Below are 23,889 nucleotides of genomic sequence, written 5' to 3'. Positions count from 1 at the left end.
GAGGAGCTTTTTTAGGATGAAAGCACTAAAAATATCAGAAGCTGTCGTTCGGCGCTTACCCGTATATTTACGTCACCTATTAGAATTGAAGCAGCGTGAAGTGCTCACAGTTTCATCTCAAGATTTGGGACAGAAGCTGAACTTGAATCCTGCCCAAATTCGAAAGGACTTGGCATACTTCGGCGACTTCGGCCGCAAGGGTATCGGGTATGATGTATCGTATCTTATTCAACAAATTCGGCATATTTTAAAACTCGATCAGGTAATACCTGTTGGACTTGTCGGCGCAGGTAAATTAGGGCACGCCCTTTGCAACTACACCGTATACTTGAAAGATAATATGAAAATTGTTGCTGTGTTCGATGCTCAGGAGTCCAAAATTAACACTGAGATTAACAATTTGAAAGTTCAGCCCATGTCTGATCTCATTCCTACGGTTCGTGAAAAGCAAATTCGCATCGGAATCATTACGGTGCCGGCTACGGAAGCACAGCATGTTGCGGATCAATTTGTAGAGGCCGGGGTAGAAGCCATTTTGAATTTCGCGCCTGTCATCTTGAGAGTGCCGCCGAATATTCGGGTTCATACAGCCGACTTCACGACGGACTTGTTCAGTTTGGCGTATTATTTATCTGATAATGGAAAGGAAGTACCTGCCGAATGACACATCGAATCATTATTAAAAACGGCATATTTGCCGACTTGTCTCCAACTGCGAAACAATCCTCCTTCCATGGATTCATGGTCGTGGAAAATGATCGCATCGTTCATCTGGGAGCTGATTTGCCTGAGCAATACACAACTGAAGGTGCAGAAATCATTGATGGCAAGGGATTGTTCTTTATTCCAGGACTTGTGAATACACATGGACATGCTGCGATGTCTTTGCTGCGCGGATATGGTGATGACCTTGCGCTTCAAACGTGGCTGCAGGAGAAAATGTGGCCGATGGAAGGTAAGTTTACCGCTACGGATGTGTACTGGGGAACGGCGTTGTCGGTTGTTGAAATGTTGAAGGGCGGTACGACAACATTTGTTGATATGTATGATTACATGGATGAAGTGGCAAAGGTAAGTGAGCAATCTGGAATCCGTGCATCACTCATGCGCGGAGCGATTGGCTTGTGTCCGGAGGATGTACAGCGGGAGAAGTTGAATGAAGCGATCCAGTTCGCGAAGGATTGGAACGGGAAGGCAAATGGCCGCATTCGTACACTGTTGGCGCCACATGCGCCGTATACTTGCCCGCCATCCTTTATCGAGAGCTTTGTTCAGGCTGCGCATGATTTAGATTTGCCGCTTCATACTCATATGTCAGAAACGAAAGCTGAAGTAGAGCAAAATGTGAAGGATTATGGAATGCGTCCGGTAGCGCATCTCGAGAAGCTTGGCTTCTTCTCACGTCCTTCCTTCGTCGCTCATGGTGTTCATCTGACAGATGAGGAAATAGAAACGCTTGCGAAATATAATGTGGCGGTGTCTCACAATCCAGGCAGCAACTTGAAGCTGGCGAGCGGCGTTGCTCGCGTAACTGAGCTGCTTCGTGCAGGTGTTGTAGTATCACTTGGTACCGACGGACCGGCAAGCAACAATAACCTTGATATGTTTGAAGAAATTCGACTCGCCGCCCTGATCCATAAAGGCGTGTCCGGTGATCCGACTGCTATTCCTGCAGCAGAGGCACTGCGCATGGGAACAATCTATGGTGCGAAGACAATTCGTGTTGACGATATTGGCGCGCTTGAAGTGGGAATGAAGGCTGACTTTGTTGCAGTTGATATTGATCAGCCTCACTTTATGCCTCATACGGATTTGGTATCCCATGTTGTATACTCGGCATCTGCCAAGGATGTCAAGCATGTATGGGTTGATGGAAAGCAGGTTGTGAAGAATGGCGAATGCCTGACGATGGATGAGGAACGAATCCTTCATGAGGCGCAGCAATGCTTTGAGAGCTTGCTTGCAAGATAGGCAGGAGGAGAGTTCATGCAGAGAAGACGCGTACGCCGGAGATCGCATTGGAAATGGCTGATACCGGTACTCGTTCTCTTGTTTCTAGTCGGATTGTTCTTCGCCTCTTATCAGTATGTGCAATATATTAATAAGGATGAGCGAGTAAAAGAAGCGGAAATTGTGAAACGGGCGAATGAGGCTGTTAAGCTTGCAAGTGTGACTGAAGTGGAGAAGGGGGTTTGGGATCAAGTTGTATATACGGTTCGGGGCACTGACGAGCAAGGTCAGGAACATATGATTTGGGTGCTCCCGGATAAGGTAAACCCAATGACTTCTGCAGAAGTAACCTCAAAGGAAACGATTGAGGGGAGAATTGAAGCGCAGTACCCGGATGCAGATGTGATCCGAATTACTCCTGCTTATAAGGATGATCAATATTTATGGCAGGCTTTAGTCAAACGAAAAGATGACCAAGGCGTTGTCCATTATTTCTATCATTTTTATACATTTGCTAACGGTTCGCCTACAGGTGATATTTATACGCTGCCTAATAAATAGCATATTCGACGAATGATCTTGAAGCGCTGCTGCTTCGTTTGTGCGTACATGAACACATGTACATCAGACGGAGGATGCAGCGCTTTTTTATTCCTGGAACAAGTTCGATGGCAATCATGGTACACTTTACATTCAGAGATAGTGCAGCATGTATGATATACTCATGATATATCAAAGAGAGAACATTAGGGGTATATAATATAGATTAGCAACAGGAGGTTTCAGCATGGCGAAAAAAATACGTATTGTTCCTACCTTGCTCATTATGTTGATTACAGCTGTTGCTTTGTTCGGTGGTTGGGCATTTTATGAACGCAGCTTCGTAAAGCAGCCTGTAGAGCGAGTGCTCAAGCAGCATGCTGAAATTACGCAGTATGATGTAAAGTGGGATCCCGATACATTGCAAGTAAAGCTGAAGACCAAGAACGGAACAAATATTAGCAGCTTGGTTGAACAAGTATCGGATGAATTGCAGCAAAATTCGAGCGGTAAGAAGATTCAACTCGAATATTGGAATGAGCAAAGCACGCCGAATATCGATCAATTATGGTCACGGGCCATGTTCGATGTAGCTGAGGCGATGGTTCATCAGAAGTATAGTGACATTCCCGTACGATTGAAGGAGCTTCAACAGCAGCACCCAGGCATTCAGATTCAAACCGAAATGGATGCTCGTTATGTCTATATTCAACTCAAGGATGGGCAAGGAAGCAAGACAATTTTGCTTCCATTGCAAGCATCGCCTGTGGGGGTGTGGCCTAATGAAAAAGCAACGGCAATCCGTTCGTAGTTGGGAATTGGCATTGGGGATTGTAATCCCAGCCATACTATTTATCAGCTATCTTGGTGTGAATATTTGGCCGATCGTAGCAGCCGCCGTCGCGATTACTGTTCTTCTGTTCTTTGTGAATCGGAGAGGGCAAGCAGGTATGACACGTTCATCCGGACGTGCAAAAGCAGGCCAAAGTCATATTAGTGCGATGAGTTTTGAGAAAATAGGCGGGCAGGACAGAGCAAAAAATGAATTAATTGAGGCGCTTGATTTCTTAGTACGACCTGATGATATTCGGAAGTTTGGGATTCGTCCGTTGAAGGGAATATTGTTGACAGGCCCTCCAGGAACGGGGAAAACATTGATGGCCAAGGCTTCTGCTCATTATGCAGATGCCGTGTTCATTGGCGTATCAGGCAGTGAGTTCGTCGAAATGTATGTCGGCGTAGGGGCTGGCCGTGTACGTGAACTGTTCAAGGAAGCAAGACAGCGCGCAGAGAAAGAGAAAAAGCAGAATGCAGTCATTTTCATTGATGAGATTGACGTCATTGGTGGTAAGCGTGAAGGCGGGCAGCAAAAAGAATACGATCAAACGCTAAATCAGCTGTTGACGGAAATGGATGGCTTATATACTGATGAAGAGCCACGTATTCTTGTGATGGCAGCAACGAACCGCAAGGAGATGCTGGACAGTGCACTGCTGCGACCTGGACGCTTTGACCGCCATATTCAAGTCGATATGCCGGATAAGAAAGGGCGCAAGCATATTTTGGAGCTGCACGCCGCTAACAAGCCGCTTGCGGAAGAGGTCAGTCTGGATCGAATCGCAGAGGAAACCTTTGGCTTCTCAGGCGCTCAATTAGAAAGCGTGCTTAATGAGGCTGCCATTTATGCGATGCGTCAACGGCAAGAATCCATTACGATGGAACATCTTTCCCTGGCGATTGATAAGGCGTTGCTAGGAGAGAAAAGCGACCGAGAGACAAATGAAGAGGAACGTCGTCGCGTGGCTATTCATGAGCTAGGCCATGCAATCACGGCAGAGCTTGTCCGACCGGAAAGCGTTTCACAGGTAGCTCTCAGCCCGCGCGGTCAAGCATTAGGGTACGTTCGACATCAGCCTCAAGGGGATCGTTACTTATATACGAAGCCGTTCCTTGAGGAGCAGATTATGATAGCGCTAGGCGGCTCGGTAGCAGAGGAGCTGTTCTACGGCAATCGCAGTACAGGCTCTCAGGGAGACTTCGATCAAGCACTCAATATCGTGGAGACGATGGTGAATGCTGGTTTAACTAATCTAGGCATCGTTCGATTGAAGCATCTCTCGCCAGATGTCTTGACAAATGAAACGCAGGCGATTATGGTAGATTTGACCTATCGAACGCGTGAATTGTTGGAGAAGCACCGGGATGCTTTTGAGCGATGTTTGCAACACCTTTTGGAAGAGGAATTAGTAAACGGAGATACGTTCCGGTGTCTATTATGTGACAAGAAACAATTACCAGCGTGAATTCACGCTGGTTTTTCTTTTTTGTTTCCATATTCATGATAAGATAAGGTGAGGTACCTATGCACTGATAACGAAACCATCATCTCGGGTACACTATGCAGAGCATAGCAACAGGAAAGGTGGAAGAAACCATGTTTTTCAAAAAGATCGGCGTCATCGGCGGCGGTACAATGGGCCAAGGCATTGCAGAAATGCTTGCTGTCAAAGGCTTGGACGTGCTGTTGGTGGAGCAATCGCCGGAGAAGCTGGACCACGCGTATGAAATGATTGAAACAAGCCTGGACAAGCAGCTTGAGAAATGGGCTATCACACAGGCGGAAAAAAAGTTAATTCTTTCGCGCATACATAAGGTGACGCATCTGGCGGAGCTGAGTGCATGCGATATGGTAATTGAGACTATATCTGAAGATCTGGAAGCGAAGAAATTGGTCTTTGCTGAACTGGATCGCGTATGCCCAAGCAACATTATTTTGGCAAGCAACACATCGACACTGTCCCTGACAGAAATGGCAAGCTCAACGAAGTATCCTGAGCGTGTTATTGGCATGCACTTTATTCATCCCGTTTCGAAGGTTGACCTTGTCGAAATTATCCGCGGGTTAAAAACCTCTGACGAAACATTCAATGAAACGAAGCGCTTCGTCGAAGAGGTTGTACAGAAAAAAGGAATCATGGTATTCGAGTCTCCGGGCTTCGTGACGTCTCGTTTGATCTGTCTTTTGATTAACGAGGCTTTGCACGTTCTGCAAGAGGGCGTAGCGTCTGCCGAAGATATCGACAATGCAATGAGAATCGGATATAATTTCCAATACGGGCCTCTTGAGATGGCAGACCGCTTTGGCTTGGATTCGATACTGGCTGCTATGGAACGCATGTTCCGCGAGTTCGGCGATATCAAATACCGTCCGTCCGTATTGTTGAAAAAGATGGTGCGCGCTGGCCACCTCGGCGTGAAATCGGGCGTCGGATTTTTCAAGTATGATAAGGATGGGGATAGACTATGAAAATACTCGTAATCAATGCAGGCAGCTCCTCACTCAAATATCAGCTATATGATATGAAGGACGAATCGGTACTGGCAGCAGGCCGCGTGGAACGTATCGGGATGGATTCCTCCATTCTTATTCACGAACCGCATCACACTGACGAAATTACAGAAGTAAGCGAAATTCTTGACCATACGATTGCGATTCGTAAAGTATTGGACAAGCTTACAGATGCAAAGGTTGGCGTAGTTAAAACGATCAGCGAGATTGAGGCTGTTGGACACCGTGTCGTTCACGGCGGTGAATCATTCAGCAATTCCGTATTGGTTGACTCAGAAGTCAAAGCGGAAATCCGTCGTCTGTTCGATCTGGCTCCGCTGCATAACCCTGCTCACATGATGGGCATTAAAGCAGTTGAAACGAACTTGCCGGACGTACCGCAAGCGGTTGTATTCGATACTGCTTTCCATCAAACGATGCCTCAGAAGGCATACATGTACGCGATACCGAAGGTGCTATACAAGAAGCACAAAGTTCGTCGCTATGGCTTCCATGGTACATCCCATAACTATGTCAGCCAACGTGCGGCTGAAGTTGTTGGACGTCCAATCGAAGACTTGAAAATCATCACATGCCATATTGGTAACGGCGGCAGCTTGACAGCGGTTGAGGGCGGAAAATCGATCGACACATCGATGGGTATGACTCCGCTGGAAGGCTTGATGATGGGTACACGCAGTGGTGACTTGGATCCGGCTGTTGTGCCTTTCACAATGATGAAAGAAGATTTGACAGTCAATGAAGTCAACTCCATGTTGAATAAGCACAGTGGATTGCTCGCAATCTCAGGTTTGTCCAGTGACATGCGTGAAATTACAGATGCAATGGCTGAGGGCGAACCAAATGCAACATTGGCATTCGATATGTACGTATATCGCTTGCGTAAATACATCGGTGCATATGCAGCAGCGATGGACGGCGTTGATGTAATCGTATTTACGGCGGGTGTTGGTGAAAACTCTATCGTAATTCGTGAAGCAACATGCGAGAAGTTGACGTTCTTGGGCGTTGAAATTGATCCAGAGCTGAACAAAATCCGTTCGAAAGAACCGCGTCTGATTTCCACTCCAAATTCGAAAGTAAAAGTTCTTGTCGTTCCAACGAACGAAGAGCTTATGATTGCGCGGGATACATTCCGCCTTGTGCAAGAATCGAAATAATGCGTAAGGGAGAGAGCGATCGATGACGACGACTTGTGTCATCCGCGAAGTTAGCCGCCATGTAGGCGAAGAAATCCGTATGGGCTGCTGGCTGCACAACAAACGTTCCAGCGGCAAGATTCAATTCTTGCAGCTGCGTGACGGTACTGGATTTATCCAGGGTGTTGTAGTGAAAAGTGAAGTGCCGGAGGAAGTCTGGGAAGCGGCAAAAAGCTTAACACAAGAAAGCTCTATGTATGTTACGGGGACTGTTCGCGAGGAACCACGTTCCAAATCCGGATATGAGATGACTGTAACGAATGTGGAAATCATTCAAATTACAGAAAATTATCCGATTACACCGAAGGAACATGGTGTTGATTTCTTGATGGATCATCGTCATTTGTGGCTCCGTGCACCGAAGCAGCATGCCATTTTGACAATCCGCGGGGAAATCATTCGTGCGGTTCAGCAATTCTTCGATGAGAAGGGCTTTACACTGGTGGATCCACCAATTCTTACGCCTTCCTCTTGCGAAGGAACAACAGAATTGTTCCATACGAAATACTTCGAAGAAGATGCGTTCCTGACGCAAAGTGGCCAGCTATACATGGAAGCAGCCGCAATGGCGCTTGGTAAGGTTTACTCATTCGGACCAACATTCCGTGCTGAGAAATCGAAGACACGCCGCCACTTGATCGAGTTCTGGATGATCGAGCCGGAAATGGCGTTTGTTGACCATGAAGAGAACCTGAAGGTGCAGGAGCAATTCGTTTCGCACATCGTACAATCTGTGCTGAAGAATTGCCGTGCAGAGCTGGAAACACTCGGCCGCGATACGTCTAAGCTGGAGAAATGTGTAGCGCCATTCCCGCGCATTACGTATGATGAAGCAATCGCATTTTTACAAGAGCAAGGGTATGATATTCCTTGGGGTGAAGATTTCGGTGCGCCGCATGAAACGGCAATCGCTGAGAAGTACGAAACTCCTGTGTTTATCACGCACTACCCAACGAACATCAAGGCATTCTACATGAAGCCGGATCCAAATCGTCCAGAAGTCGTTCTGTGTGCGGATATGATCGCTCCAGAAGGCTATGGAGAAATTATCGGCGGATCTCAGCGTATTGACGATCCTGCCCTGATGGAAGAACGCTTCAAGGAACATGAATTGTCTCCTGAGGCTTACCAGTGGTATATGGATTTGCGTAAATACGGTACTGTTCCTCACTCTGGATTTGGTCTCGGTCTGGAACGTACTGTAGCTTGGATTTGCGGATTGGAACATGTTCGTGAGACAATTCCATTCCCACGCCTGTTATATCGTTTATATCCATAAGCTTCATGTAGCTCAGATCAGTAAGTGATGAAGATCGTCCTGTATCGCAAAAGCGGTATGGGGCGATTTTTTCAATAGCGATAAAGCCCTAATTTCTAAAATTTGAAAACGTTGCCAATTTAGTGCTTATCAAATAGCTGATCATATGAGACAATAGAGGGGTAGTGAAGCGGAGAGGGGATTAATGTATGAGTGGAGACGCTTTTCGCACCTTTGCCAAAGGGATGGCGCTTGGCATGCAATCAGGCAGTATTAGTGTGCCGTACCACCTGCTGCGCTGCTATCGGCAGCTGAAGCTGAATGATACGGAAGCAATGCTGCTTATTCATCTTATAGGCTTCAAGCAGCAGGAAATGAAGGACTTTCCGACAATAGAGGAGCTGCAGGAACGTATGGGAACAGCTCCTGAGCTAGTCATCAAGTCGCTGCAGAGACTGCTGAAGGATGGCTTTATCAGCATAGACGAAGAAATCGACCCGGCAACGCAAGTGCAGTATGAGCGATATAATTTAACTGGATTATGGGAGAAGATGGCCGTATTCGTAACGGAAGAGATTCGAGCTGAACGTCAGCGGTTAAGACAATCTTCTGCATTAACGGACTCGGATCAACCGAATCTGTTCAATATATTTGAGAAGGAATTCGGCCGTCCGCTTTCACCAATGGAATGTGAGACAATTGCCGGATGGATAGATCAGGATCATTATCCAGAGGAATTAATTCTCTTAGCACTGAAGGAAGCGGTATTTGCAGGTAAGGTGCATTTCCGCTACGTGGATCGCATATTGCTGGAATGGAGCCGTAACCGAGTTCGCTCAATTGAAGATGCCAAGGCTTATACTCAGAAGTTCCGTTCTAGCGGAAGATGAGTGAAGAGTTCTCGAATTGCATGGGAAAATAATGCCCGACACTAAAGCCCTCTGTCTAAAGTGACTGAGGGCCTTATCTGTTTTATGGAATAATAGGCTAGCATTTATTGATGAAGTGCTTGTTTGCGGTATACATATTCGAACAAGAACTCGAATGCCTCCAGATGTCGCTTGGCCTCGAAGGCATTAGCGCCCCATGCGTATATGCCGTGCTTTCGTAGAAGAATACCCGGAATAAGTGGATCAAGTGACTCTGTAATACATGGTACGATACGTGGGATGTCTGCGTAGTTCGGTACGACAGGGATGTTGATTATCGCGTCTTCCTCCCAAATGTTAAACGCTTTAATTAATTCTACGCCTTCTACCGGCACAGTGCCGCGATCTCCATATAGATCAGATACGATGGTATTAAATACGGTATGAACGTGGAAGATAGCACCACAGCCTGTGAGCCGGTAAATTTCACAATGAATTAATGTCTCAGCACTGGGTTTCAGCTTCGTTGCTTCGGTTGCTCGGCCATTCTCATTCACGAATAGAAAATCTTCAGGAGTATGAACCGACTTATCCTTGCCGCTGGCCGTAATCGCGAATTGGAATTGTTCATTCTGAATATCGCCGACACGAATGGAGAGATTGCCGCTCGTGCCTGGGAACCAGTGGCGGCTTGCAAACTGCTCTTTGATTGTGCGCAGCTCAGCAAGTGCTTGCTGCTTTTGCTCTACTGTGAGCATATTCGTGTTCATTCTATGAACTGGCTCCCTTCTTTTCAACCACTCCTAGCTTATTAGTGTGGATGATTTTAGATATGTGTATTGGAATGGGTCAAATGCTCCATAATATCATAAAAGGTGTGGAATGGTGCATAAGGAAGCTGTAGCTCATCGCATCGCACGATTAATTGCGCCCTTGCATATACAAATTCAGCCATCTTGGCTGCTGCAAAGTCGGTAACACTATCGCCAATCACGATACGTTCATACTCTTCTTCCGGGAAGCGACGGACAATGGTCGTTTTGCACATCCCGCAATCATTCGTACAAGGCGGCTGGCAGTAATATGGCCATGTGATGCGAATGCTATCGCCAGTGAAGTCGCTGCCATTACAATATATATGGTCAGAGGGAATTTGATACGGCTTGAGCAGCGGATATACAAAGAAATCAATTCCTCCGCTTGTCACGTACAATTCAATCTCTTCCGTCTGGCAAAATTGAACGAATTGCTCAAAGCCAGGGCGGATGCAGGCTTGCGATATGGCATATTGAACGACTTCGTTTCGCAGTGAAGTAGGGAGCATGGCGAACATTTCACCGACTCCTTGCCGAATTGACTTTCGTTCCTGTATGACATCATGCACGATCTCTTCCCAACCAGGCGGGTTGAAATGCCGGATAACTGAAACAATGTTATCATTTTCTGTTATTGTTCCGTCGAAATCGCAAAAAATGACACGACGCTTCTGCACACTCATTTCTTAACACCCCATAATCCAATTGCGGCAGCTAATGGCTCGGATACAACTGCTCTTTGCTCCAACGTATCGCCTTTCATCACGGCATCAATGGCATCTACAAATGCTTGACCGCCAGACGCTGTTCCTAATGGATGCCCGTGTATTCCTCCTCCCGCATTGACAACTACTTCCGTTCCGAAATCCTGAATAATAAGCGGGACAAGACCTGGGTGTATGCCTGCGGAAGGCACCGGGAAGGATCTTTTATGTATGGATTTTAATGATTCTGCTGTGCTAGTTAACGCTTGGCGGATACCTTGTGTCTCTTCCTTTGGCATGGTAACTGATCCGTACGGGGAAGGGAAGAGAACTAGATCGGCACCAGCCAATCGCATTAGCTTGCCAAGTAGGAGCGGAGCAGCAATCCCATGCTCCTTTGCAGGATAGTAAGCGCCGGCAAGTGCAGGGTGAGCTGCAATTGGAACTGTAATATCTGGATCTTGACTCAATCCATGCAGGACATCATATCCGTAGCTTAATACATTGAACAGCAGCGCATTTGCACCGGCCTCTATTGCACGAAGCGCTTGTTCACGAAGCGAGAACGTAGGCCCTGTCAAGTTTACGGCGTATAACAATTTTTTGCCTGTAATTTGCTCAGCAGCAGCAGCTGCTTCCATACAAGCACGAACACGCTGTTCGATCGGGGTCAACGGATTTTCAAACAAAATTTCGTCATCCTTAATCAGATCAACTCCACCCAATGCCTGTTGGTAAAATTGTTCCTTCAATCCTGGCAGGTCATGTCCGATAACCGATTTGAAAATACTCATCAATAATGGACGGTTATAAACCTGCAACTGATCACGGATTCCGTCAATTCCATACTTAGGTCCTGAAAATGCTGTTCTGAAAGAGTCCGAAAAATCGAGATCCATTAGCTTGATTTTGCCATCCATAGACAGCTTGCCGAATGCAGTAACGAGTAATGCGGGGAGATCAGGGCTAAAATTAATGTCTGGGTATGCGATGGAGATATCCGCATATCGTTCCCCTGCAACGTCTGATGGATGCTCCTCAATCGTGATAACCTTGCCGAGATGCTTTGACATCTCAGCCTTTCTCGCCTCAGGGAGCTCGGTCCAGCTCCCTACCGTCAAGCCAACGGCAATTCCTTCGGCTTTTTTCTTAAAATCTGCCCGATCATCGAACAGCCGATAGGTGGCGATGCAGTGATCTTTCATTCGATTTCCCTCCCAATTTGGTGTTCCATCTCCTGCGAGCGCTCTGCAGCGCGGTGAACCGCAGATATAATGGTCTTGCTCATATAATGACTGTTCATGACATCAAGTGCTGCCTGTGTCGTGCCGCCAGGAGATGTTACTTTACGGCGCAGTTCAGCAGGTTCTTCCTGCGTTCGTCGTACCATTTCGGCTGCTCCAAGCACGGTCTGCACCGTTAAAACATGCGCAATCTCTTGGGTGAGCCCGCCCTCAACGCCAGCCTGCATCATGGCTTCCATGACGTAATATAAATAGGCTGGGCCGCTCCCAGACAATCCAGTTACAATATTCATTTGCTGCTCTTCGACTTCAACTGCGATGCCAATCGCTTCGAATATTATCATCGCGATAGCTCGCTGAGTATCGTCCACAGATTGGGAGCAGCAAATTGCTGTTGCTCCGAGTCCAATCGTACTAGATGTATTCGGCATTGTGCGCACGGCGGCGATAGGACCTAGAATATGCTGGATAGCATGTAAAGAAAGACCAGCAATGACTGAAATAATGAGTGTGCCAGGACGGAGCAGGGGCTTCAACTCATGAAGTGCGGCTGCAGCATCCTTAGGCTTCATGCATAGTACGATAACATCAGCTTCATGAAGCAGCTCCTGCTTGCCTTTGGATGTAAGCTCGATCGTAACGCCATACTTCCGCTTCAATTCTTGCAGTCGCTCGTTATTGCTGCGATTTATCATTGAAAATTGCTCTGGTTCCGTTAATTGCTTGGCAAGTACTCCTCTTACGATTGCTTCAGCAATGGAGCCTGCACCGAAAATACAAATGCGAAGAGAACGGAATGTGTCCTTCTCTTGTGTAATTGTTTCATTCATGATGTCCATTCCTCTCCCTTCTTTTCCAACACGTTGCTTGTAGAATATGCTGTTGCAGGACATTACTCGCGGATTTGACCTTTACCATAAATCCGATATTTGGTTGACGTTAGAGCAGGCAGTCCCATAGGTCCTCTTGCATGCAGCTTCTGTGTACTAATGCCAATTTCGGCACCAAATCCAAATTCGAAGCCATCTGTGAAACGTGTCGAGGCATTATGGTATACTGCAGCAGCGTCAACTTCGTTCAAGAAACGATTGGCGCGCTCTTTGTTCTCTGTTATGATGCACTCGGAATGCTTCGTTCCATATCGAGCGATATGATCAAGAGCTTCATCCAAGGAATTCACCACTCGAATATTTAGTACATAATCGTTATATTCCGTTGCGTAATCCTGCTCGGTTGCTTTCTTCGCCCAAGGGGCGTAGGCAGTCGTTCGTTCACATCCGCGCAGCACAACACGGTGGGTATCGAACCCTTCCAGAAGTCCTGTCAAATGGCGCTCAGCAAATTGTTCATGAACAAGCAGAGTCTCCATGGAATTGCATACAGAAGGACGTTGAATTTTCGCATTATATGAAATCGATTCTGCCATATCAGGATCTGCGGTTTCATCCAGATAGGTATGACAGATGCCGGCGCCTGTTTCGATGACGGGGACAGTTGCGTTTTGAACGACGTTTTGAATGAGCGATGCTCCGCCGCGTGGTATGACGACATCAAGCAAGCCATTTAGCTTCAGCATCTCATCAACAGATGCGCGATCAGCATCTTCAATGAGCTGCAGGGCATCAACAGGAACGGAGGTTAATTTCAATGCTTCGTGCAGCACGGCTACAATCCGTTTATTCGATTCTAGTGCAGAAGAACCACCGCGCAGCACAACGGCATTTCCTGTCTTGAGGCATAATCCAGCCGCATCCACTGTAACATTTGGACGCGCCTCGTAAATCATGCCGATAACTCCTAGGGGAACGCGAATTTTTTCAATATGTAGACCATTAGGGCGGTCAATTGTTTCTAGTACATCACCAACAGGGTCAGTCAATTTAACGATTTGGCGCAAGCCCTCAGCCATGTCTTCGATCCGTGTTACATTTAATGCTAGACGGTCGAGCAGGGATGCGGATGTACCGAGCTGCCTGCCTTTTGCCAAATCTTTGGCATTTGCTTCTATTATGGAATCTGCGTGCTGCTCGAGCAGATCCGCCATTCTTAACAGAGCCTCATTTTTTTGGTCGGTCGTCAGCCGATTCATCACGGCTGCTGCTTCTTTTGCGATTGTAGCTTTTGAACGTACTTCACTCATCGTAGTAGCCTCCTTCTATGATCGTAGTGTGACCCATTCATCGCGATGTATCACTTCAATGCGCGGTACCCCAATGCGCTTCAGAACTTCTTCCGTTGACCAGCCAGCTGCAATCTTTAACTGATCAGTCTCGTAATTGACAATGCCTCTGCCTATAACACGACCGTCTAAGCCAGCTACCTCAACAACATCGCCCGGGTGGAAATCGCCTTCCACGTTACGTATGCCGGCAGGCAGAAGACTCGATCCGCGAGAGAGCAATGCTTGCTCGGCACCTTCATCAACAATAATCTGACCATGCGGTGTAGAATGGAAGCCAAGCCATTGCTTTTTCATAGGCAGTGCATGCAGATGAGTGTCGAAATAGGTGCCCTTGCCCTTGCCATCAACAGCAAGCATAAGATCACCTGGCTCATTCACTCTGCCGACAAAAGCGGGAACTCCGCCACGCATGGCGATCCGTGCTGCATCAAGCTTCGATCGCATTCCGCCCGTACCTACTGAAGAACCAGTTCCACCAGCATATGCGTAGATTTCTTCGTTGATTTCCTCTACTCGGTCGAACCGTTTCGCATTCGGATTAGAGCGGGGATCTGCTGTATACAAGCCATCCGTATCGGTAATGATGACGAGGCGGTCTGCATGAATGAGATTCGCAACAAGTGCAGACAAGGTATCGTTATCACCGAACTTAAGCTCCTCGACAGAAACTGTATCATTCTCATTAATGATTGGAATGACCCGCTGCTTGAGCAGCTCTTCCATTGTCATCTGTGCATTGTGACCGCGCTTGCGGTTTGCAAAGTCCGGGCGGGTCAGCAGCAACTGAGCCGAAGGAATCCCGAATTTCTGAAATTGCTCTTGATAAGCTTGCATGAGCAGCGCTTGACCAACTGCGGCAGCAGCCTGCTTCTCATGCAGAAGCTTAGGGCGTGACGCATAGCCTATATGTCGAAATCCTGCTGCAACTGCACCTGAAGTGACGAGGACGACATGTGCACCACGTTCAATTAGAGAGACGAGCTCACGTACGTAATACTCAATATGTTCTCGGTTCAGGCCGCCGTGTTCTGATGTAAGCGAGCTGCTTCCAATTTTCACTACAATTCGTTGATATTGTTCCATCATTAGTTCACTTCCTGATTTATTGACTCTCATGAATATATGGTAACGTACAACTCATGATTGCCGGTGCCAGAATGAAAATCGAATGATGTTGATACGACCAAGGGAAGTCCGATGAAGGATAGAAGGAAGCGGTTATTGGTATAAAAAAAGACCCCCGTCCTCTAAAGGACGAAAGTCACACTTCCGCGGTACCACCTTCATTGAGGGTTCCTAGAGCATATACCTGAACTGCTGTCGTGCACAGATCCGCTATACGTCAGAAACCATCCTGCTTGATCGCCTATAACGGAGGCATCCGTTCAGCTTCACGTCAAGACGCTTATGCTGACCGCTCAAGGATAGGTTCTGTAACGGCTCTGCGGCGGATGCTTGCAGCCTATGGCATTCCGCTCTCTGAACGCGACCTTCATTACGTACTGGTCCTGTCATCACGATAAGGTATTCATACTCTGGCACCCGCTGCTCGATTAAAGCAATGAGTGTATTACGAATAGAATACCATGTGATTCCAACGGAGTAAAGAAGGCGCCTATCGTATAAAGGCAGGTGACAGAAGATTCCTTTAAATAGAAGGTACGAAAGATACTTAACCGGCCATCGCGGCATAATTGCTTACCTATAAGAGAAGGACAAAAGGACAGACCTAAAACAGAGAAAGTCTTCCAATTCGTTCGGCAGCTTCGCATAAACGCTCCTCAGTCGCAAGTAGACCTACTCTGACATAGCCTTCTCCATGCTGACCAAATCCGATGCCAGGTGCGGTAACAACATTCGCGTGCTCAAGCAGAAAATCAGCGAATTCAGCTGAAGTGTATGACTTCGGCACAGGGAGCCATGCAAAGAATGAGCCAGCGGATGGAACAGCCTCCCAGCCGATGCGATGCAGTTCTTTAAAGAACACATTTCTTCGCTTCTCATAGATCGCGCATAACGCTCTAACCGACTGCTGTGATTGCGTTAATGCCGCAGCGGCAGCTGCTTGGACCGCCCCGAAGAGACTGACATACATGTGATCCTGCATAAGGTTGATCAGTCGGATTAGCTCCTTATTGCCTACTGCAAATGCAACGCGCCAGCCAGCCATGTTGTACGTTTTCGACATGGTATAGAATTCGACTCCCACGTCCTTTGCACCAGGTGTCTGAAGAAAGCTTACCGGCCGTTTACCGTCAAATCCGATTGCTCCATAAGCGAAATCACTGGCTACAACGATGTTATGCTGGGCTGCAAACTGTACGGTCTCCTTGTAGAAAGTATGGCTTGCTACAGCGGACGTTGGATTGTTCGGATAGTTGAGGAACATCAGCTTGGCACGTTCTAGTTGCTGCTTTGTGATTCGTCCGTAATCCGGCAGAAATTGATTCGTTTCAAGCAATGGCATCATGACCATTTCAGCACCGGCAAGGGCCGCACCTGACCAATAATCCGGGTAACCGGGATCCGGAACGAGGCAGACATCTCCTGAGTTCAGCAGAATTTGACTAATTTCCACTAGTCCGGTTTTGCCGCCGAACAATACGGCTACCTCAGTGTCGGGATCCAGAACCACATCGTAATCTTCTTTGTACCGCTGGGCTATTGCTTCTTTTAAGTAACGATGCCCGCTGAAAGGAGGATATTTGTGATTGATTGGATCAGCGGCCGCTTCTTGCAGAGCAGTTACAATATGAGGAGCAGTGGGCAAATCCGGATTCCCTTGTCCTAGATTAATTACATCATGACCGGCAGCGATACGGGCGTTCGTTCGCTCTACAAGCTGGGCAAAGAATTGCTTAGGAAGCCGATCCATGCGTTCTGCCGGCCTAATTGAGATCGAACGGTACGATTCATCTAACATTTCTCATCCACTCCAGCAACCTGATTCGTTATCGGTTATCAAAATAATAACGATAATTTAGCATGTTTCCACTGAAGTGTATACCTTTTTTTTCATCGATTTCCGTGACTTACATGCGGTTTTTCTTTAAATACAACTTATCCGCTCGATTTTTCAGCCTTTCCTGTCGGTTCTGTAGTTAGCAACTGCTGTATAAATGGCTTAACATCGATGTTGATTCGCAATAAATAAGGCTTGCGTTCTTTGGAGAACACGAGAAGTAATGGCTCTTTCTCTGGACAATAGATAAGAAATACATCTTTCACTTGCACGGTCTCTCTAGGGAGGACGACATCAGCCGGGGATGTTAAAGGGATTCGCACAATATACCCGCATTGATGTCCAATTGTAAGCTGTGGGGATGGGCCAGTTATGGACTTGATCCATTGCGCTGCAGTTGCTTGAAATTCCTTATTGTTCGGGAACGTCTTGACAATTCGCTGAGCCTTAATATCGAACAATTGGATAGGGGAACTTGCTGTTGAGTCACTGCCTTCATTTGGTGCCCATGCAAATATAATAGGCTTATTCAACATACTCGTACTGCAAACAAGGAAGATAGAGACTGTTAGGGCCCACTTGACCATACGTGGAATACGCATTATACATTTCATCCTTTCAAGACTGTGCTGGAGTTATTGTTCGTGTATATTCTTTCATTTCCGCTTACTTCCTTACATTGCCCATCTTGACTCCATTCCATGAAAAGGTATGATGAATGGTAGAAAGTGCTACGAAAATGAAAGTGTATTCGAAATGCCGATATGGAGGAGGGAATGCAATGAAAGAATTGTGGAATGTGTGTGCGATACAAATGGATGTAGCAATCGGCGAGCCGGACAAAAATATGGAGAGCGTGCTTCATCTGATCGGCAAGGCAATGGATAGAGAAAATAAACCCGATGTGATTGTGCTTCCGGAAATGTGGAATACGGGCTATGCACTTGAACGTATTCAGGATATATCAGACGTAAATGGACAACAGACGCAGCAGATGCTTACCATGCTTGCTGCGCGTTATGGAGTAAATATTGTCGGCGGCTCAGTATCTGTGCGTGAAGGGAATCAGATTTATAATCGCGTATATGTGGCAAGTCGAAACGGTGATATTGTCAGTACCTATGACAAAGTTCATCTGTTTCAGTTGATGGATGAACATATTTATCTGTCTGCAGGGAATGGACTGGGGACGTTCATGCTGGACGGTGTGAAGTGCGGTGTAATCATCTGCTACGATCTTCGGTTCCCAGAGTGGTCCCGTACAATGGCGCTTCAAGGTACGGAGGTTCTTTTTGTCCCGGCAGAATGGCCGCATCCGCGTCTCCATCATTGGAATACGCTATTGATGGCAAGAGCGATCGAAAATCAGATGTATGTAGTAGCCTGCAATCGGGTAGGCACAAGCAAGGGAGTTAACGGACAAGAAACTACTTTCTTCGGTCATTCCGCAATTATTGATCCGTGGGGAGAGACGATCGCTGCTGCTGGGGAAAAGGAAGCATTGGTTCAAGCACCAATTGCTTTACCACTTGTAACAGAGGTACGTAGTAGAATTCCTGTGTTCGCGGATCGAAGAGAATCGCTATATCAATCTGCTTTCGCAACTTATGGAAATACTTTCAAATCCGATCATCTATGATGTCAAGAAAAGAGAGGCATAAGCGAAACGAGAAGATGCTCGCACGACGCAGGGTTATCCTTTTTCTTATCCCCTTGTGTGCGGTCTGCTTGACTCTTCTAATCTGGTCGGGATATGGGGCTAATACAGTAAAGTTACTGCTTGGGGAGGCTCCTCAAGTACAACTGAATTCAATTTCCCCTAAGGAAAGTCGTGAATCAATCGAGCAGAAGGTAGGGCAGGAGGGGGCAGAGGACGGCATTCAGGTGGAGCAGTGGCTGCAAAAGCTTACGTTGGATGAAAAAATTGGTCAAATGCTGCTGCTTGATCTATCTGCGCTTGCTGCAGAGCGACCCTCGACTCCTGTATCCCAACTTGTGACGCAATTGGCACCAGGGGGGGTTATCTTATTCAAAGACGACATCAAGAGCGTGGAGCAAACGATTACGAATAACTTGCAAATGCTTCGCTCCTCGCAACTTCCTCTATGGATTGGAGTGGATCAGGAGGGTGGTGCAGTGAATCGCATACCATTCGTCAGCGATTGGAATGGCAATATGGCAATTGCTGCGACCGGGGATCCCCGATTCGCTTCTGAAACTGCGTTTGAAATGGGGAAGATGCTACGCCATCTTTTTTTCAACCTTAACTTCGCTCCAGTCGCTGACGTGAATGATGATCCATTCAATCCAGTTATTGGACTGCGTTCCTTCGGTTCTGAGCCTGATCAGGTATCCGCGTTTGTTCGCTCCTATGTCGAGGGGGCACATAAGAGTGGATTGCCTGCAATTGTAAAACACTTTCCTGGTCATGGTTCTACACGCACAGACTCACATGTCGGCTTGCCGAAGCTTCCCTATACATTGAAGCGGTTTGAGCAAGTGGAGTGGCTTCCCTTCAAAGCTGCCATAGAAAAAGGGGTGGACATGATCATGTCGGCCCACATTCAAGTTCCTCAAATAGAACCGAAGACAGCAACCTCACGAAAAGATGGTTCAGCGATCATGCTGCCTGCAACCTTATCTTCCCGCGTGCTTTCAGAGATACTGCGCAATCAATTGAAGTTTCGGGGTGTGATCATAACAGATGCACTCAATATGAAGGCGATAGCGGATAACTTTGGCTCAGAAGAAGCAGCTGTGATGTCGATTCAGGCAGGGGCAGATATTCTGCTTATGCCTCCTAAGCCCTATGAGGCCGTTGCTGCTATTCGCAAGGCGGTTACAAAGGGGACTCTTAGTAAGGAACGGATTGATGACAGTGTTCGCCGCATCTTGCAATTGAAGCTTGCTTATAAGATTATGGACGCTAAGCGAGCTTCGCGGATGAATGTGGATCAAGCGATTGAAAAGGCAAAGCTGTATATTGCGTCCAATCAAGCGGATAAACTGATGGATCGCATTGCAGAGCATGCAATTACAGGCTGGGGGGCACAAATGCCAAGCGAGCAGCCGCATGAGTTAATTACCTCAACGATGAATAAGGTGCTGCTAGTAGGTCATGATGATCGCAGTCTGGAACTTATGCAGCAGGCGCTGCAAGCAGAATTGTTGAAGCCAGGTGAATCAGCGTACAACGGGGCATCTTCACCGGCAACCAGGAATGCGATTGCGCAACGAACATATTCGGTAACTTGTGAAATAGGTAAGCTGAAAGATAAGAACTTAGCTGCTCAAATTCGCTCCGCAGATGCTGTGATTATTGTGACGAACGATATATACCGACAGCCGCGAAGCGTCGAGGCAATTACGGGCCTCCTTGCTCAACTAGAACAGCAAAAAAAGCCTGTTGCAGTAATTGCAGCGGGTCTCCCTTATGATGTTCAAGTGTTGAGGAACGCTCCTGTCGGCTACGCCACTTATGGTCTAACAGAACGAAATGTGCGGATGGCCGCCCGTATCCTGCTTGGACGCGCCTCTGCCTTCGGTCAGTTGCCGGTAACGGATAAGTGATAGATTAACGGACAGCCAGCATTTATCCGTATGGCCTAGTCCGGATTGCGAGAACATAACGAACGCATTGCACGACAGGATTCAGTTCGCCACCATAGTACTACATGGATTCCCCGGCACGAGCGCGTGAGCCGAAGCGGGCAGTAATCGTCTCCTCTAAGGTTTGCATAAAGGCTTCTGCCGCATGCGACATATAGCGGCCTTCTCGATAAGCGATGACGAGTGTGCGGGAGGGCCTGCCTGTCAACGGGATATATGCCGGAACGAACTCACTTCGTGGAGCAGTTGCGATAAATGACGGCACTAAAGCGACACCCATCCCAGCAGCTACAAGGGATTGTACGGTCTCAATATTTGTGCTTTCGAACACAACATTTGGTGTAAAACCGGCGTCTTGGCAGAGCCGAACGGTAATTTGTCTAAATCCTTGACCGCGCTTCAATAAAATAAAGGGCTCATCAAGGAGATCGGATAGAGAAACAGGAGTTGCTTTGGAGCCCCCACTTTGCTGGACAGCAAGACGGTGCTGCGGAGGTACAGCGAGCAAAATCTCCTCCTCAACTACAGGCCGATAAGTGAGAGAATCGTCAGTCAGTGGCAAAGATAACAGGCACAGATCATTTTTGCCTTGTGCAGTCATTCGCTCAAGGTTGGAAGTTGAAGTGTCTTCAACAAGTACTAAATCAATGGCCGGGTAGCGCTGATGGAATTGCGGAAGCACGTGAGGGAGAATATGAGAGCCGGTTATCGGCATCGTCCCGATGACAACCTTTCCTTTTTTCGTTTGGCTTATATCGGCCATTTCGTTTTTGAGTTGTTCCATTGCATCGAGCATTTTCTGCGCGCGGTCAACAAATACCTCTCCAGCATGGGTTAGTTCCACTGAATTGGTCGTGCGTTGAAACAAAAGGACGCCGATTTCCTTCTCCAGTTTCGACAGTTGCTGGCTTAACGACGGCTGTGCAATATGCAGCTTCTCCGCAGCCCGCGAGAAGTTCCGCTCTTGTGCAATTTGTACAGCATAGAGCAGCTGTCTAAATTCCATGTCCGTTCATCCTCCTTATTGAACTGTTATAGGTTAAACCTATTATATTTATAGATATTATATCTTGGATCAATGAATAAGGAAATGCTATATTTGGTGGCAAGAGAAATAGAGAGAGAAGCGTAAAATCGCGGAGAGGTGAAGGAAATGACGACAAAGAAGACCATGTACGAAAAGATTTGGGATCGGCACGTCATTGTTCAAGAGGAAGGCAAACCGAGCATTTTGTACATTGATTTGCATTTGGTGCACGAGGTAACATCCCCCCAGGCTTTTGAGGGATTGCGTATGAGCGGCCGCAAGGTAAGACGTCCGGATCTTACTTTTGCAACGATGGATCATAATGTACCAACGAAGGATCGCTTCAATATAGCAGATCCAATCTCGAAGCAGCAAATTGATACCCTATCACAGAACTGTGCAGATTTCGATGTCACTCTGTTCGACCTGAACAGCATTGACCAAGGTGTCGTGCACGTTATGGGACCTGAGCTTGGTCTCACTCATCCTGGAAAAACAATTGTATGCGGAGACAGCCATACATCTACACATGGTGCATTCGGTGCTCTTGCATTCGGTATCGGCACAAGTGAGGTTGAGCATGTGCTTGCAACTCAATGCTTGCAGCAAACGAAGTCGAAGACGATGGAAGTACGCTTCGTTGGCAAACGTAAGCCAGGCGTTACTGCGAAGGACATGATCTTGAGCTTCATTGCACAAAATGGGACTGATTTTGCAACAGGCTATGTGATTGAATATACAGGTGAAGCAATTCGGGAATTAACGATGGAAGAAAGAATGACAGTGTGCAACATGTCCATTGAAGCGGGTGCCCGTGCCGGACTTATCGCTCCAGACGATACAACCTTCCAATACTTGCGCGATCGTCAATATGTACCGCAAGGTGAGGCTTTCGAAGCCGCGATTGCAGAGTGGAAGGGCTATGTAACGGATGAAGGGGCTGCTTATGATCTTGTCGTTGAAGTGGATATGGATCAGCTAATCCCACAAGTGACATGGGGAACTAGCCCAGGTATGGGTACCGATATTACGTCGAATGTGCCGAACCCTATTGATTTTGCAACTGAAAATGAACGCAAAGCTGCTGAGAAAGCGCTTGAGTATATGGATTTAAAACCTGGAACGCCAATGACTGATATTGCAGTCGATTACGTGTTTATCGGCTCCTGTACGAATGGGCGCATTGAAGATTTGCGTGCAGCTGCAGAGGTAGCTAGAGGCTACAAGGTAAATGAGAAGGTCACGGCCATCGTCGTTCCAGGATCTGGTCGAGTTAAGCTTCAAGCGGAAAAGGAAGGATTGGATCAAATATTCGTGGATGCAGGTTTCGAATGGCGCGATGCCGGATGCAGCATGTGCCTCGCAATGAACCCGGATGTGCTTCAGCCAGGACAGCGCTGTGCATCGACTTCCAACCGCAACTTTGAAGGGCGTCAGGGGCGCGGTGGCCGTACACATCTGGTATCGCCAGCAATGGCGGCAGCTGCGGCAATCAAGGGGCACTTTGTTGATGTGCGCAATTGGGAAATTAAAGCGGAAGTATTGAACTAAGGGAGGAACGAACGATGCAACCATTTACATCCATGAATGGTCTTGTTGCCCCAGTCGATCGGGTCAACGTAGATACAGATGCTATCATTCCGAAGCAATTTTTGAAGCGTATTGAACGGAGCGGATTCGGACAGTTCTTGTTCTATGAATGGAGATTTGATGAGGACGGCAACGTTATCCCTTCGTTCACGTTGAATCAGCCACAATATGATGGAGCTTCCGTCCTGCTGTCCCGCGCGAATTTTGGCTGCGGCTCATCTCGTGAGCATGCGCCATGGGCGATTCTCGATTATGGCTTCCGTTGTGTCATCGCTCCATCCTTCGCAGATATATTTTACAATAACTGCTTCAAGAATGGCATCTTACCTATTAAGCTGTCGGAAGAGCAGGTTGATGAGCTGTTTCGCCGTGCTGCAGAGAAGGCAGGGTATCGGTTAGAAGTGAATTTAGAAGAGAAGACAATTACAGATGCTTATGGCTTGAGCTACGCCTTCGATTTGGATGAGCATCGCCGTCAATTTTTGCTGCAAGGTCTCGATGATATCGGACTGACACTGAAGCATGAAGATGCAATTACGGCATACGAAGCTGCAAACGCAGCCCGTGTTGCTTACCCAATGGTATAATTGA

General features: G+C 47.3%; 22 protein-coding genes. 13 read left to right on the top strand and 9 right to left on the bottom strand.

What is annotated here, in order from left to right:
- Window positions 1–16 precede the first annotated feature (16 nt).
- The 9 genes from ACQ5BJ_RS05210 (at window position 17) to ACQ5BJ_RS05170 (ending at window position 9,186) form a co-directional block, all read left to right on the top strand.
- A complete protein-coding gene (locus tag ACQ5BJ_RS05210; protein WP_005547009.1) occupies window positions 17–664 on the top strand; it encodes a redox-sensing transcriptional repressor Rex in 648 nt (215 codons plus the stop codon).
- On the top strand, window positions 661–1,971 hold the full coding sequence (locus ACQ5BJ_RS05205) for an amidohydrolase (RefSeq protein ID WP_005547011.1): 1,311 nt from the start codon (window positions 661–663) through the stop codon (window positions 1,969–1,971). Before ACQ5BJ_RS05210 ends, ACQ5BJ_RS05205 begins: the two co-directional genes overlap by 4 nt.
- Window positions 1,972–1,986: 15 nt before the next feature.
- The gene (locus ACQ5BJ_RS05200; RefSeq protein WP_005547013.1) at window positions 1,987–2,511 is read left to right on the top strand and encodes a DUF5590 domain-containing protein; all 525 of its coding nucleotides are present in this window, start codon (window positions 1,987–1,989) and stop codon (window positions 2,509–2,511) included.
- 226 nt (window positions 2,512–2,737) lie between these two features.
- Window positions 2,738–3,301, top strand: coding sequence for a quinolinate synthase (locus ACQ5BJ_RS05195; RefSeq protein WP_262866616.1), 564 nt, complete (start codon window positions 2,738–2,740; stop codon window positions 3,299–3,301).
- The gene (locus tag ACQ5BJ_RS05190) at window positions 3,273–4,793 is read left to right on the top strand and encodes an AAA family ATPase (protein WP_005547017.1); all 1,521 of its coding nucleotides are present in this window, start codon (window positions 3,273–3,275) and stop codon (window positions 4,791–4,793) included. Before ACQ5BJ_RS05195 ends, ACQ5BJ_RS05190 begins: the two co-directional genes overlap by 29 nt.
- A gap of 131 nt (window positions 4,794–4,924) precedes the next feature.
- Window positions 4,925–5,797 carry a 3-hydroxyacyl-CoA dehydrogenase family protein gene (locus tag ACQ5BJ_RS05185; RefSeq protein WP_005547019.1) on the top strand — a complete coding sequence of 291 codons (873 nt, stop codon included), beginning with the start codon at window positions 4,925–4,927 and terminating at the stop codon, window positions 5,795–5,797.
- The gene (locus ACQ5BJ_RS05180) at window positions 5,794–6,999 is read left to right on the top strand and encodes an acetate kinase (RefSeq protein ID WP_005547021.1); all 1,206 of its coding nucleotides are present in this window, start codon (window positions 5,794–5,796) and stop codon (window positions 6,997–6,999) included. Before ACQ5BJ_RS05185 ends, ACQ5BJ_RS05180 begins: the two co-directional genes overlap by 4 nt.
- A gap of 22 nt (window positions 7,000–7,021) precedes the next feature.
- Window positions 7,022–8,317: an asparagine--tRNA ligase gene (gene asnS, locus ACQ5BJ_RS05175; RefSeq protein WP_005547023.1), complete on the top strand. Its 1,296-nt coding sequence runs from the start codon at window positions 7,022–7,024 to the stop codon at window positions 8,315–8,317.
- A gap of 188 nt (window positions 8,318–8,505) precedes the next feature.
- Window positions 8,506–9,186 (top strand): DnaD domain-containing protein, encoded by a 681-nt coding sequence (locus ACQ5BJ_RS05170; RefSeq protein WP_430108945.1) that lies wholly within the window; start codon window positions 8,506–8,508, stop codon window positions 9,184–9,186.
- A gap of 104 nt (window positions 9,187–9,290) precedes the next feature.
- Here the strand turns inward: ACQ5BJ_RS05170 and mtnB are convergent, their stop codons facing one another.
- From mtnB to ACQ5BJ_RS05130, 8 genes are all read right to left on the bottom strand, one after another.
- Window positions 9,291–9,935 carry a methylthioribulose 1-phosphate dehydratase gene (gene mtnB, locus ACQ5BJ_RS05165; RefSeq protein ID WP_005547027.1) on the bottom strand — a complete coding sequence of 215 codons (645 nt, stop codon included), beginning with the start codon at window positions 9,933–9,935 and terminating at the stop codon, window positions 9,291–9,293.
- 56 nt (window positions 9,936–9,991) lie between these two features.
- Window positions 9,992–10,663 carry a 2-hydroxy-3-keto-5-methylthiopentenyl-1-phosphate phosphatase gene (locus ACQ5BJ_RS05160; RefSeq protein WP_005547029.1) on the bottom strand — a complete coding sequence of 224 codons (672 nt, stop codon included), beginning with the start codon at window positions 10,661–10,663 and terminating at the stop codon, window positions 9,992–9,994.
- Complete coding sequence (locus tag ACQ5BJ_RS05155) at window positions 10,660–11,889, bottom strand: 2,3-diketo-5-methylthiopentyl-1-phosphate enolase (protein ID WP_268621225.1); 1,230 nt, start codon at window positions 11,887–11,889, stop codon at window positions 10,660–10,662. The genes ACQ5BJ_RS05160 and ACQ5BJ_RS05155 overlap by 4 nt, the downstream gene beginning before the upstream one ends.
- Window positions 11,886–12,767 (bottom strand): pyrroline-5-carboxylate reductase, encoded by an 882-nt coding sequence (gene proC, locus ACQ5BJ_RS05150; RefSeq protein WP_268621227.1) that lies wholly within the window; start codon window positions 12,765–12,767, stop codon window positions 11,886–11,888. Before proC ends, ACQ5BJ_RS05155 begins: the two co-directional genes overlap by 4 nt.
- A 53-nt stretch (window positions 12,768–12,820) precedes the next feature.
- On the bottom strand, window positions 12,821–14,068 hold the full coding sequence (locus tag ACQ5BJ_RS05145; protein WP_005547035.1) for a glutamate-5-semialdehyde dehydrogenase: 1,248 nt from the start codon (window positions 14,066–14,068) through the stop codon (window positions 12,821–12,823).
- Between the two features lie 15 nt (window positions 14,069–14,083).
- Window positions 14,084–15,193 (bottom strand): glutamate 5-kinase, encoded by a 1,110-nt coding sequence (proB, locus tag ACQ5BJ_RS05140; RefSeq protein ID WP_268599746.1) that lies wholly within the window; start codon window positions 15,191–15,193, stop codon window positions 14,084–14,086.
- 646 nt (window positions 15,194–15,839) lie between these two features.
- Complete coding sequence (locus ACQ5BJ_RS05135) at window positions 15,840–17,033, bottom strand: pyridoxal phosphate-dependent aminotransferase (RefSeq protein WP_005547041.1); 1,194 nt, start codon at window positions 17,031–17,033, stop codon at window positions 15,840–15,842.
- Between the two features lie 137 nt (window positions 17,034–17,170).
- Window positions 17,171–17,674 (bottom strand): hypothetical protein, encoded by a 504-nt coding sequence (locus ACQ5BJ_RS05130; protein WP_005547043.1) that lies wholly within the window; start codon window positions 17,672–17,674, stop codon window positions 17,171–17,173.
- Window positions 17,675–17,853: 179 nt separating this feature from the next.
- Between ACQ5BJ_RS05130 and ACQ5BJ_RS05125 the strand changes: the two genes are divergently transcribed.
- Together ACQ5BJ_RS05125 and ACQ5BJ_RS05120 are read left to right on the top strand one after the other, a co-directional pair.
- Window positions 17,854–18,711 carry a carbon-nitrogen family hydrolase gene (locus ACQ5BJ_RS05125; RefSeq protein ID WP_005547045.1) on the top strand — a complete coding sequence of 286 codons (858 nt, stop codon included), beginning with the start codon at window positions 17,854–17,856 and terminating at the stop codon, window positions 18,709–18,711.
- 89 nt (window positions 18,712–18,800) lie between these two features.
- On the top strand, window positions 18,801–20,642 hold the full coding sequence (locus ACQ5BJ_RS05120; RefSeq protein WP_430108937.1) for a glycoside hydrolase family 3 protein: 1,842 nt from the start codon (window positions 18,801–18,803) through the stop codon (window positions 20,640–20,642).
- 100 nt (window positions 20,643–20,742) lie between these two features.
- On the opposite strand, the gene ACQ5BJ_RS05115 is transcribed toward ACQ5BJ_RS05120, so the two are convergent.
- Window positions 20,743–21,687 (bottom strand): LysR family transcriptional regulator, encoded by a 945-nt coding sequence (locus ACQ5BJ_RS05115; RefSeq protein ID WP_262866619.1) that lies wholly within the window; start codon window positions 21,685–21,687, stop codon window positions 20,743–20,745.
- A 147-nt stretch (window positions 21,688–21,834) separates the two neighbouring features.
- On the opposite strand from ACQ5BJ_RS05115, the gene leuC reads away from it, so the two are divergent.
- Together leuC and leuD are read left to right on the top strand one after the other, a co-directional pair.
- The gene (gene leuC / locus ACQ5BJ_RS05110) at window positions 21,835–23,259 is read left to right on the top strand and encodes a 3-isopropylmalate dehydratase large subunit (RefSeq protein ID WP_430108934.1); all 1,425 of its coding nucleotides are present in this window, start codon (window positions 21,835–21,837) and stop codon (window positions 23,257–23,259) included.
- Between the two features lie 14 nt (window positions 23,260–23,273).
- Window positions 23,274–23,885, top strand: a complete 612-nt coding sequence (gene leuD, locus ACQ5BJ_RS05105) for a 3-isopropylmalate dehydratase small subunit (protein ID WP_005547058.1) — start codon at window positions 23,274–23,276, stop codon at window positions 23,883–23,885.
- The last annotated feature ends 4 nt before the right edge of the window (window positions 23,886–23,889 follow it).

The organism is Paenibacillus sp. B1-35, assembly GCF_050474385.1.
In the GTDB taxonomy this organism is placed as follows: Bacteria; Bacillota; Bacilli; order Paenibacillales; family Paenibacillaceae; genus Paenibacillus_B; species Paenibacillus_B alvei.
Note: the sequence above shows the minus strand (reverse complement) of the source record. Positions and strands in the feature narration are given on the sequence as shown.

Coding starts and splice junctions, on each gene's coding strand:
- ACQ5BJ_RS05135 (WP_005547041.1), bottom strand. CDS start 17,033: ATGTTAGATGAATCGTACCGTTCGATCTCAATTAGGCCGGCAGAACGC.
- leuC (WP_430108934.1), top strand. CDS start 21,835: ATGACGACAAAGAAGACCATGTACGAAAAGATTTGGGATCGGCACGTC.
- ACQ5BJ_RS05205 (WP_005547011.1), top strand. CDS start 661: ATGACACATCGAATCATTATTAAAAACGGCATATTTGCCGACTTGTCT.
- ACQ5BJ_RS05195 (WP_262866616.1), top strand. CDS start 2,738: ATGGCGAAAAAAATACGTATTGTTCCTACCTTGCTCATTATGTTGATT.
- proB (WP_268599746.1), bottom strand. CDS start 15,193: ATGGAACAATATCAACGAATTGTAGTGAAAATTGGAAGCAGCTCGCTT.
- ACQ5BJ_RS05180 (WP_005547021.1), top strand. CDS start 5,794: ATGAAAATACTCGTAATCAATGCAGGCAGCTCCTCACTCAAATATCAG.
- ACQ5BJ_RS05155 (WP_268621225.1), bottom strand. CDS start 11,889: ATGAAAGATCACTGCATCGCCACCTATCGGCTGTTCGATGATCGGGCA.
- proC (WP_268621227.1), bottom strand. CDS start 12,767: ATGGACATCATGAATGAAACAATTACACAAGAGAAGGACACATTCCGT.
- ACQ5BJ_RS05210 (WP_005547009.1), top strand. CDS start 17: ATGAAAGCACTAAAAATATCAGAAGCTGTCGTTCGGCGCTTACCCGTA.
- ACQ5BJ_RS05115 (WP_262866619.1), bottom strand. CDS start 21,687: ATGGAATTTAGACAGCTGCTCTATGCTGTACAAATTGCACAAGAGCGG.
- ACQ5BJ_RS05190 (WP_005547017.1), top strand. CDS start 3,273: ATGAAAAAGCAACGGCAATCCGTTCGTAGTTGGGAATTGGCATTGGGG.
- mtnB (WP_005547027.1), bottom strand. CDS start 9,935: ATGAACACGAATATGCTCACAGTAGAGCAAAAGCAGCAAGCACTTGCT.
- leuD (WP_005547058.1), top strand. CDS start 23,274: ATGCAACCATTTACATCCATGAATGGTCTTGTTGCCCCAGTCGATCGG.
- ACQ5BJ_RS05160 (WP_005547029.1), bottom strand. CDS start 10,663: ATGAGTGTGCAGAAGCGTCGTGTCATTTTTTGCGATTTCGACGGAACA.
- ACQ5BJ_RS05130 (WP_005547043.1), bottom strand. CDS start 17,674: ATGCGTATTCCACGTATGGTCAAGTGGGCCCTAACAGTCTCTATCTTC.
- ACQ5BJ_RS05125 (WP_005547045.1), top strand. CDS start 17,854: ATGAAAGAATTGTGGAATGTGTGTGCGATACAAATGGATGTAGCAATC.
- ACQ5BJ_RS05145 (WP_005547035.1), bottom strand. CDS start 14,068: ATGAGTGAAGTACGTTCAAAAGCTACAATCGCAAAAGAAGCAGCAGCC.
- ACQ5BJ_RS05185 (WP_005547019.1), top strand. CDS start 4,925: ATGTTTTTCAAAAAGATCGGCGTCATCGGCGGCGGTACAATGGGCCAA.
- ACQ5BJ_RS05200 (WP_005547013.1), top strand. CDS start 1,987: ATGCAGAGAAGACGCGTACGCCGGAGATCGCATTGGAAATGGCTGATA.
- ACQ5BJ_RS05170 (WP_430108945.1), top strand. CDS start 8,506: ATGAGTGGAGACGCTTTTCGCACCTTTGCCAAAGGGATGGCGCTTGGC.
- asnS (WP_005547023.1), top strand. CDS start 7,022: ATGACGACGACTTGTGTCATCCGCGAAGTTAGCCGCCATGTAGGCGAA.